This is a genomic window from Pseudomonas sp. NY15437 (assembly GCF_048068435.1).
GTDB lineage: Bacteria > Pseudomonadota > Gammaproteobacteria > Pseudomonadales > Pseudomonadaceae > Pseudomonas > Pseudomonas nitroreducens_B.
The window spans coordinates 308,293-325,359 of sequence record NZ_JBLUQC010000001.1; the positions used below are offsets into that span (position 1 = coordinate 308,293).

Below are 17,067 nucleotides of genomic sequence, written 5' to 3' on the forward strand. Positions count from 1 at the left end.
GAGAGCCCATGGAAGACGCCGACCTGCACGCGCTGATCGCCAAGTTCGACCTGCTGCTCCAACGCCTGGAACAGCTCAAGGCCGAAAACCGGCTGCTGCGGGCGAACGAGAAAAGCTGGCGGGAAGAACGCGCCCATCTGATCGAGAAGAACGATTTGGCTCGGCAGAAGGTCGAAGCGATGATTTTGCGTCTTAAAGCCCTGGAGCAGGACTCATGAGCCAGTCGAACACCCTGAACGTCCAAATCCTCGACAAGGAGTACTGCATCGCATGCCCCCCGGACGAGCGCGTCAACCTGGAAAGCGCCGCGCGCTACCTGGACAGCAAGATGCGCGAGATCCGATCCAGCGGCAAGGTGATCGGTGCCGACCGCGTGGCGGTGATGGCCGCGCTGAACATCACCCACGACCTGCTGCACAAGCAGGAGCGCGTGGAGCATGACAGCAGTTCCACCCGCGAGCGCGTGCGTGAACTGCTCGAGCGAGTGGATCGCGCACTGACAACCGATACCCTTACCACCGATAAGGGCCAGGGTGAAGTCTGACCAGGGAAATTTCCTTGGGGTATAATCAGCCCCGCTCCCTGGTGTGTTGGCCAGTCGGTGATGTCCCTGAGCCGATAATTGCAACAACGGGGGTTGCCAGTTGGGCTGGTGTGCATGTCCGCACGACGGAAAGCCTTAAAGCCTACTGCAACCACCACCTTGAACTCTCGGGTTCAAGGGCTAACCCGACAGCGGCATGTCCGGGGAGCTTTACCCTTCGATGATCCACTCAGACGGTCTCTCCCGCCCTGCCCTGCGCCGCCAGCTGCGCCAGGCCAGACGCGCGCTCACTCCCCTGCAGCAACGCCTCGCCGCCCAGGCCCTGTATCGCCAGCTCGCGCAGCATCCGCTGTTCCGCCGGGCCAGGCACATCGCCCTGTACCTGCCGGCCGACGGCGAAATCGACCCGCGCCCATTGATGAAGGCTGCGCAGAAACGCGGCAAGTCGACCTACCTGCCGGTGCTCTCGGACTGGCCGCGCACGCACATGACCTTCCAGCAGGTGGGCATCGGCGAGCGCTGGGTGCGTAACCGTTTCAACATCGCCGAACCCTTGGCCGACCGACGGCGCCAGCGCCCGGCCTGGGCGCTGGACCTGCTGTTGCTGCCGCTGGTGGGCTTCGATGCGCAAGGCGGCCGCCTGGGCATGGGCAAGGGCTTCTATGATCGGACCCTGGCCTACCTGGGCATGCGCAAAAATTGGCAGAAACCGACGCTCCTGGGCCTGGCGCATGAATGCCAGAAGGTCGATAGGCTGGAGCTGGCGAGCTGGGATGTGCCGCTGATGGGCATCGTGACGGACGGCGGCTGGTATGGCCGTCTGGCAACGGAATCGCGTTCCTTGCGATAACCGTGGCGCGAGCAGACCGCTGGATCAGGGCTGCTGGGTGACCTGCACCGGGGCGTTGCCCTGGCGTTGTTCCCACAGGCTCTGGGTGTAACCGGTAGTGACGACCCCCAGACCGAAAAGTATTACCAACACCCACAAAAGATCAGGCTTGCGTTTCATCGATTGCCTCCCCCTTCCAGGCAATTGTCCACGACAGCCGGCGGTGGTTTTTGATCCGTCCGGCAGGCCACGCTTAAAAACGGCGGCATTCTCCGACAATGAAAAGCTTCTCGCAATTCTGACGCCAACCGATCGTCGGAGGAGCTGTCGCCCCGAAAACTTCCGGCACTTTCAGGCAATCTTCATGCCGTAAGTCCTACATATTCTTCCTACAGTTTGTTTCCGGCGAGCCGACAGCTTGTCGCAGGGAAACGCCTACCCTTATGGAAAAATCATCACCCGCCACGCACAAGGAGACCCTCGCGGATGGCACGCGCTTACTGGCTGATGAAATCCGAGCCCGATGAACTCTCGATCCACGACCTGCAGCGCCTGAAGACCGCGCGCTGGGACGGCGTGCGCAATTACCAGGCGCGCAACTTCCTGCGCAGCATGCAGCCGGGCGACCTGTTCTTCTTCTATCACTCCAGCTGTCCGGAGCCGGGTATCGCCGGGATTGCGCAGATCGAGGGCGAGCCTTATGCCGACCCGACCGCGCTGGACCCTGCAAGCCACTACCACGACCCCAAGGCCCGTGACGACAAGAATCCCTGGACGGCCCGCGACGTGAGCTTCGTCGAGGCCTTCCGTTCGGTGCTGCCCCTGGGCACATTGAAAGCCCAGGCAGGGCTGGAAGACATGCCGCTTGTGCAGAAGGGCAGCCGCCTGTCGGTGATGCCGGTGACCGACGAACAGTGGGCGATCGTCGTCAGCCTGGCGCACAAGTAGAGGCATTGTGCTATTAGGTTACTGAAGCCCCCGGAATTCGCCGTATGCACCGCCTCCAGTCCTCATTCGCTACCTACCTCGGGCTTGGCGGTCTGCTGTGCGTGCTCCTGCTCGCCAGCGCCTGGCTCGGCGAGGAGCTGGCCAGCAACGAACGGCAGCGCGTACAGGAGCGCCTGACCTACCAGGGCCGCAGCCTGGCGCACCAGTTGGAAGCCAATCTGCACGAACAGGTCCAGGGGCTGGATCTGCTCGCCCAGTTGTGGACCCACCACGGCCGCATGCCCCGTCCCGAGTGGGAACTGGACGCGCGCTTCTACGTGCGCAGCTTCCCCGGCTACCAGTCGATCCAGTGGGCCGATCCCGATCTGCGCATCCGCTGGCTGGAACCGCTGCAGGGCAACGAGGCGGCGCTGAACTTCCACCTCACCGAGCAGCACCCCAACTACGCCACCGCCATGGCCGCCCGCGACAGCGGCACGGCGCGGCTGAGCGACAGCGTGGAATTGCTGCAGGGTGGGCGCGGTTTCGTGCTCTACACCCCGGTCTACGTGCGCGACAGCGGCAACCAGCTGCGCTTCGACGGCTTCATGCAGGGGGTCTTCCGCGTCGGCCCGCTGATGGACAACCTGCTCAAGCAGGCCGACAACCACCTGTTCAGCGTGCGCCTGCTGGAGCACGGCCGGCCGCTCTATGTGCGCGACCAGCCCGACAGCGACGCCGACCAGCCGCTGCGCGTGCCGCTGCGCCTTCTCGACAACCGCAGCTTCGAGCTGGAGCTGCGCCCCACTGCGACGCTGGTGCAATCGCTGTCCACACCCCTGCCGATGGTGGTGTTCAGCGGCGGCGTCGCGATCAGCCTGCTGCTGGTGGCGGCGTTGTTCCTCGCCCGCGAGAATGCGCGCCGCGCCACGGCGCTGAGCGCCAGCAACCAGCTGCTCAACCAGGAAGCGCAGCAGCGGCAGTCCGTCGAGGCAAACCTGCGCGACAGCCGCGAGCGCCTGCAACTGGCGCTGGACCTCACGGACTCCAGCCGCGACGCGCTGTTCATCTTCGACCTGCAGCATCGCGAGCTGCTGCACATGAACCGCGCCACGTACCACAGCCTGGGTTACAGCGCCGAGGACTTCCGCCACCTGCTGCGCGATGATCCGGAGCGGCTGATTCCCGGCTTCCACGCCTGGATCCAGCTGGTGCAGCAGGCGCACCGGCTGAACCTGTCGATGATCTTCCAGCGCGAGATGCAGCGCCGCGACGGCAGCCTGCAACCGGCGGAGATCAACACCCAGTTGATCCACCAGGGCGACCGCGACTACCTGATCGCCGTCGCCCGCGACAACAGCGAACGCCTGCTGCTGGAGGCGCAGCTGCACAAGCTGTCGCAGCAGGATGGCCTGACCGGGCTGTTCAACCGCCGCTACTTCGACCGCCAGCTGCAGAGCGAATGGCGCCGCCTGCGCCGGGCCGACGCGCCGCTGGCGGTACTGATGCTCGATGTCGACCACTTCAAGCGCTTCAACGACTGCCTCGGCCACCTGGCCGGCGACGACGCCCTGCGCCGCCTCGCCAGCTGCCTGCAGGAGTGCCTGCAGCGCGAGGGCGACGTGGCGTGTCGTTATGGCGGGGAGGAATTCGTCATCATCCTCACCGACACCGGCCTGGAGGGCGCCAGCCACGTGGCCGCGCGCATCCACCAGCGGGTGGCGGAGATGGGCATCGCGCATCCGGGCGGCGAACTCGGCCGCCTGACGGTGAGCATCGGCCTGGCCATCGCAACGCCGGGGCAGGACACCGAGCCGGACCAGTTGATCGCCCAGGCCGACCAGGCGCTGTACGCGGCCAAGCACAAGGGACGCAACCAGACCTGCGTGTGGCCGGCGGATATGGCCGAGCGCATGCCGTCCTGAAAGCGCAGCACCTCGACTGTAGGAGCGGGCCATGCCCGCGATCCACCGGCAGGGCCGGCGTCCGATCGGCACGCATAGGCCATCGGCGCTGACCTGCTGTCCCGCACTACGCCGCGTGGGATTTCGCGGACAAGGTCCGCTCCTACCGGGAAAATCCTGCGCTGGCCCAGCCCTCTCCCTGAAGGGAGAGGGTTAGGGAGAGGGCCGTCCCCTGTCACCGACGTTCAGACAAAGACAGTTGCTCCTACGCCAGAGGCGCAGTGCCTGGGCTGTAGGAGCGAGCTTGCTCGCGAACCCGCCTGATGCGGAAGCTGCCGGCGAGCCCGTGGCCGCTAGGCCATCTGCCCAATGGTCCGGCGGAAGCGCCACAAGGCGCCGAAGAAGAACGCCGCGCCGATACCGACGATGGCGAGCAGCTGCGGCCAGACGATGGACAGGTCCGCGCCGCGATAGAGGATCGCCTGGGCTAGGCTGACGAAATGGGTGGTCGGCGCCGCCAGCATGATGTTCTGCACCAGCTCCGGCATGCTTTCACGCGGCGTGGTGCCGCCGGAGAGGATCTGCAGCGGCATCAGCGTGAGGATGACCAGCAGTCCCAGCTGCGGCATCGAGCGCGCCACGGTACCGAGGAAGATGCCCATCGACGTGGTGGCGAACAGGTGCAGCGCCGCGCCCAGCAGGAACAGCCCCACCGAGCCGCTGATCGGCACGTCCAGCCAGCCGCGCACCACCAGTTGCAGCGAGACCGCCGCCGCCACCAGCACCACCGTGCCCATGGACCAGACCTTGGCCATCATGATCTCGAAGGCCGTCAGCGGCATCACCAGCAGGTGCTCCACCGTGCCGTGCTCGCGCTCGCGGATCAGCGCCGCGCCGGTGAGGATGATCGACAGCATGGTGATCTGGTTGATCACCTCCATCACCGCGCCGAACCAGGCCTGGGTCAGGTTCGGGTTGAACTCCATGCGCACCGCCAGCTCGGCCGGCATCGCCGGCTCGGCGCGGTAGCGGCTGACGAACTCGCGCACCTCGGTGCCGACGATGTTCTGGATGTAGCCGGCACCGGAGAAGGCCTGGCCGGTCTGCGTCGCATCGACGTTGACCTGGATCGCCGGCTGCCGCCCGGCCAGTACGTCGCGCTGGAAGTCCGGCGGGATGTCCAGGGTGAAGGTATACAGGCCGACGTCCATGCCACGGTCCATCTGCGCGTGGCCGATCATTTCCGGCACCCGGAAATACGGCGGCTGGAAGGCATTGATGATGCGTGAGGAGAGCTGCGACTGGTCCTCGTCGACGATGGCGATGGGCGCGTGGTGCAGGGTCTCCGGCACGCCGGTGGCCGAGCTGTAGACGCCCAGGGTGAAGGCCCAGGCGATCAGGATCAGCATCGCGTAGTCGCGGCCCAGGCTGCGGAACTCCTTGATGCCAAGGTTGAAGATGTTCGCCAGCGTGTTCATCTCAGACCTCCTGCTTCTTCAGGCAGGCCACGCTGAGCAGCGTCAGCACCACCACCATGGCGGCCAGCGGCAGGTAGTAGACCCACAGGTCGGCAAACCCCAGCGCCTTCGAGAAGGCCCCGCGGCTGATGATCAGGAAGTGCGAGGTCGGGTAGAGCTGGCCGATCACCGCCGCCGCGCCCTCCAGCGAGGACACCGGGTGGATCAGCCCGGAGAACTGGATGGCCGGGATCATGGTGGCGATGGCGGTGCCGAACACCGCGGCGATCTGGCTCTTCATGAAGGTCGACAGCAGCAGCCCCAGCCCGGTGCTGGTCACCACATAGAGCAGCGCGCCGACCAGCAGCGCCAGGAAGCTGCCCTTGAGCGGCACCTGGAACAGCAGCACGGCCATGGCCAGCATCAGCACGAAGTTGATCATGCCCATGCCGATGTACGGCAGCTGCTTGCCGAGCAGAAACTCCAGGCGCGTGACCGGCGTGACGTAGAGGTTGGTGATCGAGCCCAGCTCCTTCTCGCGCACCACGCCCAGGGCGGTGAGCATCGCCGGGATCATGATCAGCAGCAGCGGGATCACCGCCGGCACCATGGCCTTGAGGCTCTCCACGTCCGGGTTGTAGCGGAAGCGCACCTCGGTGCTCGCCGCCGCGCTGGCGGCGCTGCTGCCACTCTGCCGCGCGAGGTCGGCCAGGTAGCTGGCGTGCAGACCCTGCACGTAGCCGAGCACGGTGTTGGCGCGGGTCGGCATGGCGCCGTCGATCCACACGCCGATGGCCGGGTCGGCGCCGCGCTTGAGGTCACGGCCGAAGTTCGGCGGGATCTCCACCGCCAGGCTGATGTCGCCGCTGCGCAGGCGCCGCTCCAGCTCTTCGGGGTTCTGGATCGGCGCCTTCTCGATGAAATAGCGCGAGCCGGCGATGTTCAGCGCATAGGCCTGGCTGGTGGTGGTCTGGTCGCGGTCGAGAACGGCGAAGGTGAGGTCCTCGACGTCCATGTTGATGCCGTAGCCCATGATGAACATCAGCAGCGCGGTGCCCACCAGCGCCAGGGTCAGGCGGATCGGGTCGCGGCGCAACTCCATGGCCTCGCGGCGGGCGTAGCTGAACAGGCGCAGCCAGCTGAAGCGGTCGCTGCCCTGGTAGCGGCCGGGCTCGGCCGGCGTCTGCGCAGCAGGCGCGGCGTCGGGCACCGGCGCGCTGCCGGCGGCCTCTTCCAGGTAGGCGATGAAGGTGGCTTCCAGGGTCGGCAGGCCGCGCTTGTCCATGAGGCCCTGCGGGGTATCGCTGTCGAGCACCTTGCCGGCATGCATCAGCGAGATGCGGTCGCAGCGTTCGGCTTCGTTCATGAAGTGGGTGGAGATGAAGATGGTCACGCCGTCGTTGCGCGAGAGTTCCACCATCAGCTCCCAGAAGCCGTCGCGGGCCACCGGGTCGACGCCCGAGGTGGGCTCGTCGAGGATGAGGATTTCCGGCTTGTGGATCACCGCCACGGCCAGCGACAGGCGCTGGCGAATGCCCAGCGGCAGGCTGTCGGGCAGCTCGTCCCGGACCTTGCCCAGGTCGAAGCGCTGGAGCATTTCCTCCACACGCGGGGCGATCTGCTCCTGCGGCAGGTGGAACAGCCTGGCGTGCAGTTCGAGGTTCTGCAGGACCGTCAGCTCGGCATACAGCGAGAAGGCTTGGGACATGTAGCCGACGCGCCGGCGGGTCGCCATGTCGTTGGCGTTCACCGGCTGGCCGAACAGTGCGCAGGTGCCTTCGCTGGCCGGCAGCAGGCCGGTGAGCATCTTCATGGTGGTGGACTTGCCGCAGCCGTTGGAGCCGAGGAAGCCGAAGATTTCCCCACGCTCGATGCGGAAGCTGACGTGGTCCACCGCGACGAAATCGCCGAAGCGGCAGGTCAGCCCTTCCGCCTCGATGGCGATCTGTGGCGCGCCATCGTTCTGCGGACGCGGCGGAATCACCAAGCGGTGGTGACCGGCGCGCTTGCGCTCGGGCAGCAGCGCGATGAAGGCCTCTTCGAGGTTCTGCGTACCGGTGTGCGCGCGCAGCTCGGCCGGCGTGCCGGTGGCGAGCACCTTGCCGTCGTCCATCGCCACCAGGTGGTCGAAGCGCTCGGCCTCCTCCATGTAGGCGGTGGCCACCAGCACGCTCATGCCTTCGCGGCCGGCCCGGATGCGCGCGATCAACTCCCAGAACTGATTGCGCGACAACGGGTCGACGCCGGTGGTGGGTTCGTCGAGGATCAGTAGGTCGGGGTCGTGGATCAGCGCGCAGCACAGCCCGAGCTTCTGCTTCATACCGCCGGAAAGCTTGCCCGCCGGGCGGTCGGCGAAGGGCGCAAGACCGGTGCTGTGCAGCAGGTCGGCGATGCGCCGCTCGCGCTCGGCCTTGTCGTGGCCGAACAGGCGGCCGAAGAAGTCGACGTTCTCGAACACCGAGAGCGTCGGGTAGAGGTTCTTGCCCAGGCCCTGGGGCATGTAGGCGATGCGAGGGCATACCGCGCGGCGGTGGCGCGCATCGCGCATGTCGCCGCCGAGCACCTGGATGTCGCCCTCCTGCATCTTCCGCGCGCCCGCCAGCAGCGCCAGCAGGCTGGACTTGCCGACGCCGTCCGGGCCGATCAGGCCGACCATGCGGTTGGCCGGGATCTCCAGGCTGACGTCATCCACTGCGCGGGTCTGCCCATAGCGCAGCGAGACGCCAGCCAGACGGGCCACGCAGTCGGCGGCGTTCATTGCGGGACCTTGATCTGCAGAGCGGCCGGCCATTCAACCTGCGGGTCGAGGCGCAGGTAGGCCATGCCCGGCACGCCGGTCTTCACGTAGGTGATGTATTTCTCAAGCAGGCCGGGATCGAGGCGCGCCTTGACGCGGAACATCAGCTTTTCGCGTTCGTTGGCGGTCTCCACGGTCTTGGGGGTGAACTGCGCGACGCTGGCGACATAGGACACCTTGGCCGGGATCACGTATTCGGGCACCGCGTCGATGACCAGGCGCACCTCCTGGCCCAGCTCGACCTTGCCCGCCTGACCCGAGGGCAGGAAGAAGGTCATGTAGACATCGGCCAGGTCGACCATGTTGAGCAGCTTGCCGCCGGCCGCCAGGACTTCGCCCGGCTGCGCCACGCGGTACTGCACGCGGCCGTTGCGCGGCGCCTTGAGCAGGCTGTCGTCGATATCCGCCTGCAGGCGCACGGTGCTGGCGGTGGCGGCCTCGATGGCCGACTGCGCCTCGACGACCTGGGAGCGCGCGGCGGCAATCCCGGCCTGCGCCGACACCACCTGGGAACGCGCGGCGGCCAGCGCCGCCTGGGCGCTTTGCATCACCGCGCGGTCGTCATCCAGTTGCTGCTGCGGCAGGGCGTTGCGCTTGACCAGTTGCTCGGTCCGGGTGAAGCGCTTCTGCGCGGCGGTCAGTTCCGCCTGACGTTGCGCGACCACGGCCTCGGCGGTGGACTTCTCGCTGCTGCGCTGGGCCACCAGGGATTCGGCGGTGAGCTGGGCGTTCTGCGCCCGCCGCACTTCCGCCTGGGCCTGGGCCAGCTGGGCCTGGAGCACCTGGGTGTCCATCTTCGCCACCACTTCGCCGGCTTTCACGAAGTCGCCTTCGTCCACCAGGATTTCCGCGACGCGGCCGGGCAGCTTGGTGGCCACGTCGACCTCGGTGGCTTCGATGCGCCCATTGCCGCTGGCGAAACCGTCAGGGAGCCCGTTGGGCTTGAACGTCTGCCAGGCCAGCGCGGCGAGCACGGCCAGCGCCAGTACCGCCAGACCGCGGTTGCGCCAGCTTTTTGCGTTTCCGGTCATCCGATTTCCCTCGTCCAGGCGCTCGAATTCGAGCGGATCATGCAGGGATGTTCGGCGAGCCGTGGCGATTGGGGTTTGATACAAGTCAGGCGCGACGAGGAAAATTCCGATGCGCCTTGCCGGGCGGGGGCTTTCAGACCAGCATCGCGGCAAGCAGCCGCAGCCGGTCAGCACGGTCGCCTGATGAGCGTAGATGAATCACGCTCATGCAGGCGAGCCAGGAAGGGTCAGGGCTGGACGATCAGGTTGTTGAACAGCAGGTCATCCACCAATGGCTTGCCCTCTTCCTGCTGGAGCACCGTCTGCACCTGCTTGAGGGCTTCCTGGCGCAGCTTCTCCTTGCCCTCGACGCTGCCGAGGGAATCGTCGGTCTGCTGGGCAAAGAGCATCACCAGCTGGTTGCGGATCAGCGGCTCGTGGTGCTCGACCTTCTCGGACGCTTCCTTGCCGGTGACCTTCAGCGCGATGTCGGCCTTGAAGTACTTCAGCCGCGGGCCACTGCCGTAGTTGCCCACCAGCGCCGGGGTGAGGTCGATGAACACGGGCTTGTTGGCGTCTTCGGCCTTGCCCTCTTCGGACTCGGAAGCCATGACGAAGGGGCTGAAGGAAAGGACCAGCAACAGGGCGAGGAAAGCTCTCAAGGCGATGTCTCCGGATTCGATGGGCAAAGGATAGCCACACTCGCGCCGCCGCCCAAGCTATATCGGGGCATAAGCCCAGGCCATGGTGATTTGCCCCCTGTGCCCGCGCTCCTACACTGGGCCACTCCTCCCAAAGAAGAACCGCCAACGGAGTCCGTCCTGATGAAAGCCGTGCTGTGCAAAGCCTTCGGCCCCGCCGAATCCCTGGTGCTGGAAGACATCGCCAGCCCCGAGCCGAAGAAGAACGAAGTCCTGCTGCAGGTACACGCCGCCGGGGTGAACTTCCCCGACACCCTGATCATCGAGGGCAAGTACCAGTTCAAGCCGCCCTTCCCGTTCTCCCCGGGTGGCGAGGCCGCTGGCGTGGTCGGCGCCGTGGGCGAGAAAGTCAGCCATGTGAAGCCCGGCGACCGGGTGATGGCGCTGACCGGCTGGGGCAGCTTCGCCGAGGAAGTGGCGGTGCCCGGCTACAACGTGATGCCGATTCCCGACGGCATGGACTTCCCCAGCGCCGCCGCCTTCGGCATGACCTACGGCACCTCCATGCACGCCCTCAAGCAGCGCGCCAACCTGCAGCCGGGCGAGACCCTGCTGGTGCTCGGCGCCTCCGGCGGCGTGGGCCTGGCAGCCGTGGAAATCGGCAAGGCGATGGGCGCGAAGGTCATCGCCGCCGCCAGCAGCGAGGCCAAGCTGGAGGTCGCCAGGGCCGCCGGCGCCGACGTGCTGATCAACTACAGCGAAGGCAGCCTGAAGGACAAGCTCAAGGAAATCACCGGCGGCCAGGGCGTGGACGTGATCTACGACCCGGTGGGCGGCGACCTGTTCGAGGAAGCCTTCCGCTCCATCGCCTGGAACGGCCGTATGCTGGTGGTGGGTTTTGCCAGCGGCACCATTCCGGCCCTGCCGGCCAACCTCACCCTGCTCAAGGGCGCCTCGCTGGTCGGCGTGTTCTGGGGCTCTTTCGCCCAGCGCCAGCCGCAGGACAACGCGGCGAACTTCCAGCAGCTGTTCGCCTGGTTCGCCGAGGGAAAGATCAAGCCGCTGGTGTCGCAGACCTACCCGCTGGAAAAAGCCGCTGACGCGATCAATCACCTGGGCCAGCGCAAGGCGGTGGGCAAGGTGGTGGTGACGGTGCGTTAACGAGTTCGTGGGCGCGGATTTCATCCGCGTTTCGCGGAGAAGCTCCGCTCCTACGAAAGCCAAAAGCCCCGCGTGAGCGGGGCTTTTTCGTTACGGCGCAGACCTGTGGGAACGCGCCAGGCGCGCGATCGCGGGCATGGCCCGCTCCTACAATGTGATATCGGCGTTGGGCGGTTCGCGAGCAAGCTCGCTCCTACGAAGAGCGCTAAGGCGCCAGGCCTGACCTGTAGGAGCAAGCCATGCTCGCGAACCACCAACCAGCGCGGACTATCAGGAATACAGCCCCTTGAACTGCTCGCGCAGCACGTTCTTCTGCACCTTGCCCATCACGTTGCGCGGCAGCGCGTCGACCACCAGCACCCGCTTGGGCTGCTTGAAGCGCGCGAGCCTGCCGTCCAGCGCGGCGAGCACCTGCGCTTCGCTCGGCGCCTGACCCTTGCCGGCCACCAGCACCGCGGTCACGCCCTCGCCGAAGTCCGGGTGCGGCACGCCGATCACCGCCGATTCGGCCACGCCGGGCAGGGTGTCGAGGATTTCCTCCAGCTCCTTGGGGTACACGTTGAAGCCGCCGCTGATGATCATGTCTTTGTTGCGCCCGACGATCTGCACGTAGCCACGCTCATCGACGAAGCCGATGTCGCCGGTCATGAAGTAGCCGTCGGCGCGCAGTTCCTCGGCGGTCTTCTCCGGCATCCGCCAGTAGCCCTGGAACACGTTCGGCCCGCGCACTTCGATCATCCCCGGCTCGCCCTGGGGCAGCAGGGTCGGCTCGGCCTTAGCCGGGTCGGTGATGCGCAATTCGACGCCCGGCAGCGGGAAGCCGACGGTGCCGGCGATGCGCTCGCCATCCAGCGGGTTGGAAGTGTTCATGCCGGTCTCGGTCATGCCGTAGCGCTCGAGGATGGCCATGCCGGTGCGCTCGGAGAACGCCTTGTGGGTCTCGGCGGTGAGCGGCGCGGAGCCGGAAATGAACAGGCGCATGTGCGCCACCGCCTCGCGGGTCAGGCCGGGTTGATCGAGCAGGCGGGTGTAGAAGGTCGGCACGCCCATCAGCAGGTTCACCTGGGGCAGCAGCTGGAGCATCTGCGCGGCGTCGAACTTGCTCAGGAAGAGCATCGAGCCGCCGGCCATCAGCAGGCTGTTGCAGGCCACGAACAGACCGTGGATGTGGAAGATCGGCAGCGCATGGAGCAGCCAGTCCTCGCTGGTGATCTGCCAGGCATCCACCAGCGCGCGGGCGTTGGAGACCAGGTTGCCGTGGCTGATCATCGCGCCCTTGGAGCGGCCGGTGGTGCCGGAGGTGTAGAGGATCGCGGCGAGGTCGCTGGAGGCACGCGGCACGTCGGCGAAGCGCCCCGGCTTGCCGTGCACGCGCTGCATCAGCGAGCCGTCGCCGGCATCGCCCAGGGTCTCCAGGTGGGCGACGCCGCTGGCTTTCGCCAGGTCGCGGGCCTGGGCTTCGAACGCCGGTGCGCAGACGAACAGCGAGGGCTCGGCGTCGTCGAGGAAGTAGCGCAGTTCATCGCCGGTGTAGCCGCTGTTGAGCGGCAGGTAGACCGCGCCGACGCGCAGCACGGCGAGGTAGAGCATCACCGTCTCGGGGCTCTTGTCGACCTGCACGGCGACGCGGTCGCCCGGCTGCACGCCAAGCTCCACCAGCGCATGGGCGAACTGCGAGGTGCTGCGCAGCATGTCGGCGTAGCGGTAGCCGCCGCCGTCCGGGGTGCGGATGAAGGGCTTGGACAGGTCGCTGGGCAGGTGTTTGCCGACTTCGGCGAAAAGGCTCTGGTTCATGGTGAGGTCCTAGCGTTTTGTTTTCGCCGACAGGGTGGCCAGCTTGCGCACCTCGGGTGAGGCGGTGACCGCGCCCTGGTTGGCGTAGGCTTCGTGGTTCTTTTCGATCTGGCGCAGTTCGTAACGGTAATTGACCATCAGCCCGGCAGCCTGGCGCAGGCCGCTGGCGGAGAGGTCGCCGCGCCAGTTCAGGCGTTCCAGGCGGGCGCCGTTGCCCAGGTGGAAGCGCGCCACCGGGTCCAGCGGGAAACCCGCGCCGTTGCGCGCACGCAGGAAGTACTCGGCGGCTAGCGCGAGCATCGGCTGTTCCGTGCGCGGCGGCGGCGGGGCGTCAGGCTTGAGCGCCTTGAGCAGCTCGGCGGCGGCCGCACCCAGCTGCGGGTCGTCGCCCAGGCTGTCGAGCCAGCGACGGAAGCCGGGCACCGGCGACAGGGTGACGAACTGGCGCAGGCCGGGAATTTCCCGCGCCAGTTCCTCCACCACCTGCTTGATCAGGAAGTTGCCGAAGGAGATGCCGCGCAGGCCGTCCTGGCAGTTGCTGATGGAGTAGAACACCGCGGTGTCGGGCTCCTCCGCCGGCTGGGCTTCCGGCTTGGCCTCAAGGATGTCAGCGATGGCGCCCGGCATGGCGCGGGTCAGCGCCACCTCGACGAAGATCAGCGGCTCGTCGGCCAGGGCCGGATGGAAGAAGGCGAAGCAGCGGCGGTCGGCCGGCTGCAGGCGGCTGCGCAGGTCGTCCCAGTCCTTGATGGCGTGGACGGCCTCGTACTGGATGATCTTTTCCAGGATCGACGCAGGCGTCGACCAGTCGATGCGCCGCAGCACCAGGAAGCCGCGGTTGAACCAGGAGGCCAGCAGGTGCTGCAGGTCGTGGTCGACCGCCGCCAGCTCCGGCCTGGTCTTGAGTTCCTGCAGCAGCCGGCGGCGCATGGCGATCAGCTCGGCGGTACCGCCGGGCGCCTGGTTGAGGCGGCGGAACAGTTCCTGGCGCGGCGGTTCGCTGGCCTGGAACAGCGCCGTGGTGTTGGCCGACGACGGGTCGTCGAGGTAGCGCTGGCAGGCCTGCGCCAGTGCGTCATGGGGCGGTGCGAAGTCCGTCAGCAGGGTGTCGAAGAAGGCCTTCTGCTGCTCCAGCGGGCAGTCCCGGTAGGCGCACAGGACCTGCCGCGCCAGGGCCACCCCCGAGGCTTCGCCGTGGCTGGAAACCAGCTTGTGGCACGCCTGCGCCAGCGCCTGGGCATTGCCCGGCGCCGGCTCGCGCGACTCCAGCAGTTGCCGGCCGCGCTCGCCGATGCTTTGCAGCAGTTCCTGGAAGAAGCTGATGTTCATGCGTCCCCCTCACGGTATGGATAACGGTATTACACCCGCGCCAGCATCGGCGGCGGGCAGCGCTGGTACCAGCGCGATGCCTGCTCGTAGGCGTGGGCCAGTTGCAGCACGGCCATGTCGGCCTGGTGCCTGCCGATGATCTGCAGGCCCATGGGCAGGCCCTGCTCATTGAAGCCCACCGGCACGTTGGCCGCCGGGCATCCGGACAGGGTGGCCGGGATCACCACTTCCATCCAGCGGTGGTAGGTGTCCATGGTCTTGCCGGCAATTTCCTTCGGCCAGTCCCAGCTCTTGTCGAACGGGAACACCTGGGTGCTGGGCAGCAGCAGGTAGTCGTAGCGCTCGAACAGCCGGCTGATGGCGCGATACCAGTCGCTGCGCGCGACGGAGGCGTGGAACACGTCCATGGCGGAGAGCTTCAGGCCGTTCTCCACTTCCCAGACGGCCTCGGGCTTGAGCAACTCGCGGCGGGCCGGGTCGTTGCAGGCGGCGCCGAGAGAGCCGGCGACCATCCAGTGGCGCAGGGTGCGCCAGGTGTCCCAGAGGCGCTCGGGCGAGAAGCCCAGGGCTGCGTCTTCGATATGGCAGCCGATGGCTTCGAAGTCGGCGAAGGAACGCCGGCACAGCTCCAGCACGCCCTTCTCCATGGGCAGATAGCCGCCCAGGTCGCCGAGCCAGCCCAGGCGCGCGCCCTGGAAGTCTCGCTCCAGCGAACCAGCGAACTGCTCGCCGCTCTCGGCGATGGACAGCGGTGCCCGGGCATCGCCGCCGGCCTGCACCGACAGCAGCAGCGCCACGTCGCGCACGCTGCGGCCCATCGGGCCTTCGTAGCCGAGCTGGTCGATGAACAGGTCGGCGCTGTCGTCGAAGGGCACACGGCCCTGGGACGGACGCATGCCGATGATGTTGTTGAAGGCCGCCGGGTTGCGCAGTGAGCCCATCATGTCGCTGCCGTCGGCCACCGGGACCATCTGCAGCGCCAGCGCCGCCGCCGCGCCACCACTGCTGCCGCCGGCGGTGCGCTCGGGCGCGTAGGCGCAACCGGTGGCGCCGAAGATCGGGTTGTAGCTGTGCGAGCCGAGGCCGAATTCGGGGGTGTTGGTCTTGCCGATGATGATCGCGCCGGCCGCCTTGATGCGCTCGACCATGATGCCGTCGCGCTCGGGTACATAGTCGCGGAACAGCGGCGAGCCGAGGGTGGTGCGGATGCCCTGGGTCAGCGACAGGTCCTTCACCGCGTGGGGCAGGCCGTGCATCCAGCCACGGTACTGCCCACGGGCCAGTTCGGCGTCGCGCTGGTCGGCTTCGGCCAGCAGCAGGTCGTCCGGTTGCTGGCTGACGATGGCGTTGACCGCCGGGTTGTAGCGCTCGATCTGCTCGAGGTGGGCCTGCATCACTTCACGGCAGGAAACGTCGCGCTGGCGGATGCGCTGGGCCAGCTCAAAGGCCTGGAGCTGGACGAGTTCGTTGTGCTGGTTCTTCTGGCTCATGGAACGAGGCCTTTTCATCAGGATTTCCCGCAAGGGGAAGGTTCAGTCGGGTTCAACGACCCCATCCGCGAACGGGGCTTTTGGCGAATATCGCGTTTGCCGGGCCGAACGCTGCCCGCACGCCCACGCAGGTGGACGCGAGCAGCGTCGGTCGGCGGCGTTCCCGGTCCGGGATCAGCGCATCAGGTTGGTCCAGATGCGGTCGGCCAGGCGGATCGCGCCTTCGCCACAGGTCTTGCTGAACACCACCTTGGTGCCCTCGGGGATGTGCAGTTCCGGCGCGTCCTTCAGGCTGGCATCGAGGAAGGGTTCAACACCCTTGATCGGGCTCTGGTGCTTGAGGAAGTTCTGGGTCATCGCCGAGTTTTCCGGCTGGCTGAGGAAGGCGATGAACTTCTTCGCATTCTCCGGGTGCTTGGCGCCGGCCGGGATCACCAGGTTGTCCACCCAGGCCATCACGCCCTCTTTCGGGTAGAGGTACTTCAGGCTGGACTTCATCTCGCGCGCACGCATCGACGAGCCGCCCCAGAACATCGACATGTCGACTTCACCCGAGGCCAGGTTCTCGCGGATCGAGCCGGCCTTGGAGCTGTAGGTCTTCACGAAGGGCTTCTGGTTCTTCAGCAGGGTCAGCACCTGTTGCATCTGCTTGGGGTCCTCGCTGCACAGCGGGATGCCCAGATAGAGGCTGGCGGTGTCGATCACCTCGCTCGCCGAGTCGAACATGTTGATCCTGCCCTGCAGCTCCTTGGGCGGGGTGAACAGCACCGAGTAGCTGTCGGCCGGGCCGCTGTACCTGGCGCTGTCCAGCACCACGCTGGTGGTGCCCCAGATGAAGGGCACGGCGTAGGCGCCTTCCGGGTCCCAGGTGGGCTTCTTCAGGTTGTCCTCGACGTTGGCGTAGTACGGCTGGCTGGCCGGGTCGAAGCGCTCCAGCAGCTTCTCCTGGATCAGGATCGGCACGAACTGGTGCGAGGGAATCGCCACGTCGTAGCCGGTGCCGCCCTGCTTGAGCTTGGCCAGCAGCGTTTCGTTGGAGTCGTAGGAATCCACGGTCACCTTGATGCCGGTTTCCTTCTCGAACTTCTCCAGGATCTGCGGGGTGAAATAGCCACTCCAGCTCACCACGTTCAGTTGTTCGGCGGCGTGCACGTTGGCCACCAGCCCCATGGCCAGCGAGGCCC

Annotated in this window: 15 protein-coding genes and 1 other RNA gene; 7 read left to right on the plus strand and 9 right to left on the minus strand. The window is 66.8% G+C overall.

The features are described from left to right. Nucleotides 1-8: 8 nt before the first annotated feature. The 4 genes from ACNFIA_RS01445 to ACNFIA_RS01460 all read left to right on the plus strand — a co-directional run bounded on the left by ACNFIA_RS01445 (nt 9) and on the right by ACNFIA_RS01460 (nt 1,394). Entirely contained in the window at nt 9-218 is a 210-nt protein-coding gene (locus tag ACNFIA_RS01445) for a TIGR02449 family protein (protein WP_017521390.1), read from the plus strand. Continuing rightward, entirely contained in the window at nt 215-544 is a 330-nt protein-coding gene (locus tag ACNFIA_RS01450; protein WP_259758665.1) for a cell division protein ZapA, read from the plus strand. Before ACNFIA_RS01445 ends, ACNFIA_RS01450 begins: the two co-directional genes overlap by 4 nt. 32 nt (nt 545-576) lie before the next feature. Beyond that, a non-coding RNA gene (gene ssrS / locus ACNFIA_RS01455) (6S RNA) lies at nt 577-755 on the plus strand. A 9-nt stretch (nt 756-764) separates the two neighbouring features. Next, nucleotides 765-1,394: a 5-formyltetrahydrofolate cyclo-ligase gene (locus ACNFIA_RS01460; RefSeq protein WP_416782629.1), complete on the plus strand. Its 630-nt coding sequence runs from the start codon at nt 765-767 to the stop codon at nt 1,392-1,394. Between the two features lie 24 nt (nt 1,395-1,418). On the opposite strand, the gene ACNFIA_RS01465 is transcribed toward ACNFIA_RS01460, so the two are convergent. Further along, a complete protein-coding gene (locus tag ACNFIA_RS01465; protein ID WP_128082560.1) occupies nt 1,419-1,553 on the minus strand; it encodes a hypothetical protein in 135 nt (44 codons plus the stop codon). A gap of 306 nt (nt 1,554-1,859) precedes the next feature. Here ACNFIA_RS01465 and ACNFIA_RS01470 point away from each other — a divergent pair, with 306 nt between their 5' ends. Both ACNFIA_RS01470 and ACNFIA_RS01475 read left to right on the plus strand, forming a co-directional pair. Next, nucleotides 1,860-2,321, plus strand: a complete 462-nt coding sequence (locus ACNFIA_RS01470; RefSeq protein WP_416782630.1) for an EVE domain-containing protein — start codon at nt 1,860-1,862, stop codon at nt 2,319-2,321. Between the two features lie 44 nt (nt 2,322-2,365). Beyond that, nucleotides 2,366-4,225: a diguanylate cyclase gene (locus ACNFIA_RS01475; protein WP_416782631.1), complete on the plus strand. Its 1,860-nt coding sequence runs from the start codon at nt 2,366-2,368 to the stop codon at nt 4,223-4,225. Between the two features lie 332 nt (nt 4,226-4,557). On the opposite strand, the gene ACNFIA_RS01480 is transcribed toward ACNFIA_RS01475, so the two are convergent. The 4 genes from ACNFIA_RS01480 to ACNFIA_RS01495 form a co-directional block, all read right to left on the minus strand. Continuing rightward, nucleotides 4,558-5,682, minus strand: coding sequence for an ABC transporter permease (locus ACNFIA_RS01480; RefSeq protein WP_416782632.1), 1,125 nt, complete (start codon nt 5,680-5,682; stop codon nt 4,558-4,560). A gap of 1 nt (nt 5,683) precedes the next feature. Next, entirely contained in the window at nt 5,684-8,419 is a 2,736-nt protein-coding gene (rbbA, locus tag ACNFIA_RS01485; RefSeq protein ID WP_416782633.1) for a ribosome-associated ATPase/putative transporter RbbA, read from the minus strand. Continuing rightward, nucleotides 8,416-9,489 (minus strand): HlyD family secretion protein, encoded by a 1,074-nt coding sequence (locus tag ACNFIA_RS01490; protein WP_259758654.1) that lies wholly within the window; start codon nt 9,487-9,489, stop codon nt 8,416-8,418. Before ACNFIA_RS01490 ends, rbbA begins: the two co-directional genes overlap by 4 nt. Before the next feature lie 227 nt (nt 9,490-9,716). After that, on the minus strand, nt 9,717-10,079 hold the full coding sequence (locus tag ACNFIA_RS01495) for a flagellar basal body-associated protein FliL (protein WP_259759521.1): 363 nt from the start codon (nt 10,077-10,079) through the stop codon (nt 9,717-9,719). Nucleotides 10,080-10,292: 213 nt separating this feature from the next. Between ACNFIA_RS01495 and ACNFIA_RS01500 the strand changes: the two genes are divergently transcribed. Beyond that, nucleotides 10,293-11,270 carry an NADPH:quinone oxidoreductase family protein gene (locus tag ACNFIA_RS01500; RefSeq protein ID WP_259758652.1) on the plus strand — a complete coding sequence of 326 codons (978 nt, stop codon included), beginning with the start codon at nt 10,293-10,295 and terminating at the stop codon, nt 11,268-11,270. A 270-nt stretch (nt 11,271-11,540) separates the two neighbouring features. On the opposite strand, the gene ACNFIA_RS01505 is transcribed toward ACNFIA_RS01500, so the two are convergent. The 4 genes from ACNFIA_RS01505 to ACNFIA_RS01520 form a co-directional block, all read right to left on the minus strand. After that, nucleotides 11,541-13,064 carry a malonate--CoA ligase gene (locus ACNFIA_RS01505; RefSeq protein ID WP_416782634.1) on the minus strand — a complete coding sequence of 508 codons (1,524 nt, stop codon included), beginning with the start codon at nt 13,062-13,064 and terminating at the stop codon, nt 11,541-11,543. A gap of 9 nt (nt 13,065-13,073) precedes the next feature. Further along, entirely contained in the window at nt 13,074-14,393 is a 1,320-nt protein-coding gene (locus tag ACNFIA_RS01510; RefSeq protein ID WP_416782635.1) for a malonyl-CoA decarboxylase, read from the minus strand. A gap of 29 nt (nt 14,394-14,422) precedes the next feature. Then, nucleotides 14,423-15,883 carry an amidase gene (locus ACNFIA_RS01515; protein WP_416782996.1) on the minus strand — a complete coding sequence of 487 codons (1,461 nt, stop codon included), beginning with the start codon at nt 15,881-15,883 and terminating at the stop codon, nt 14,423-14,425. Between the two features lie 174 nt (nt 15,884-16,057). Next, nucleotides 16,058-17,053: an extracellular solute-binding protein gene (locus tag ACNFIA_RS01520; RefSeq protein ID WP_416782998.1), complete on the minus strand. Its 996-nt coding sequence runs from the start codon at nt 17,051-17,053 to the stop codon at nt 16,058-16,060. Between the last annotated feature and the right edge of the window lie 14 nt (nt 17,054-17,067).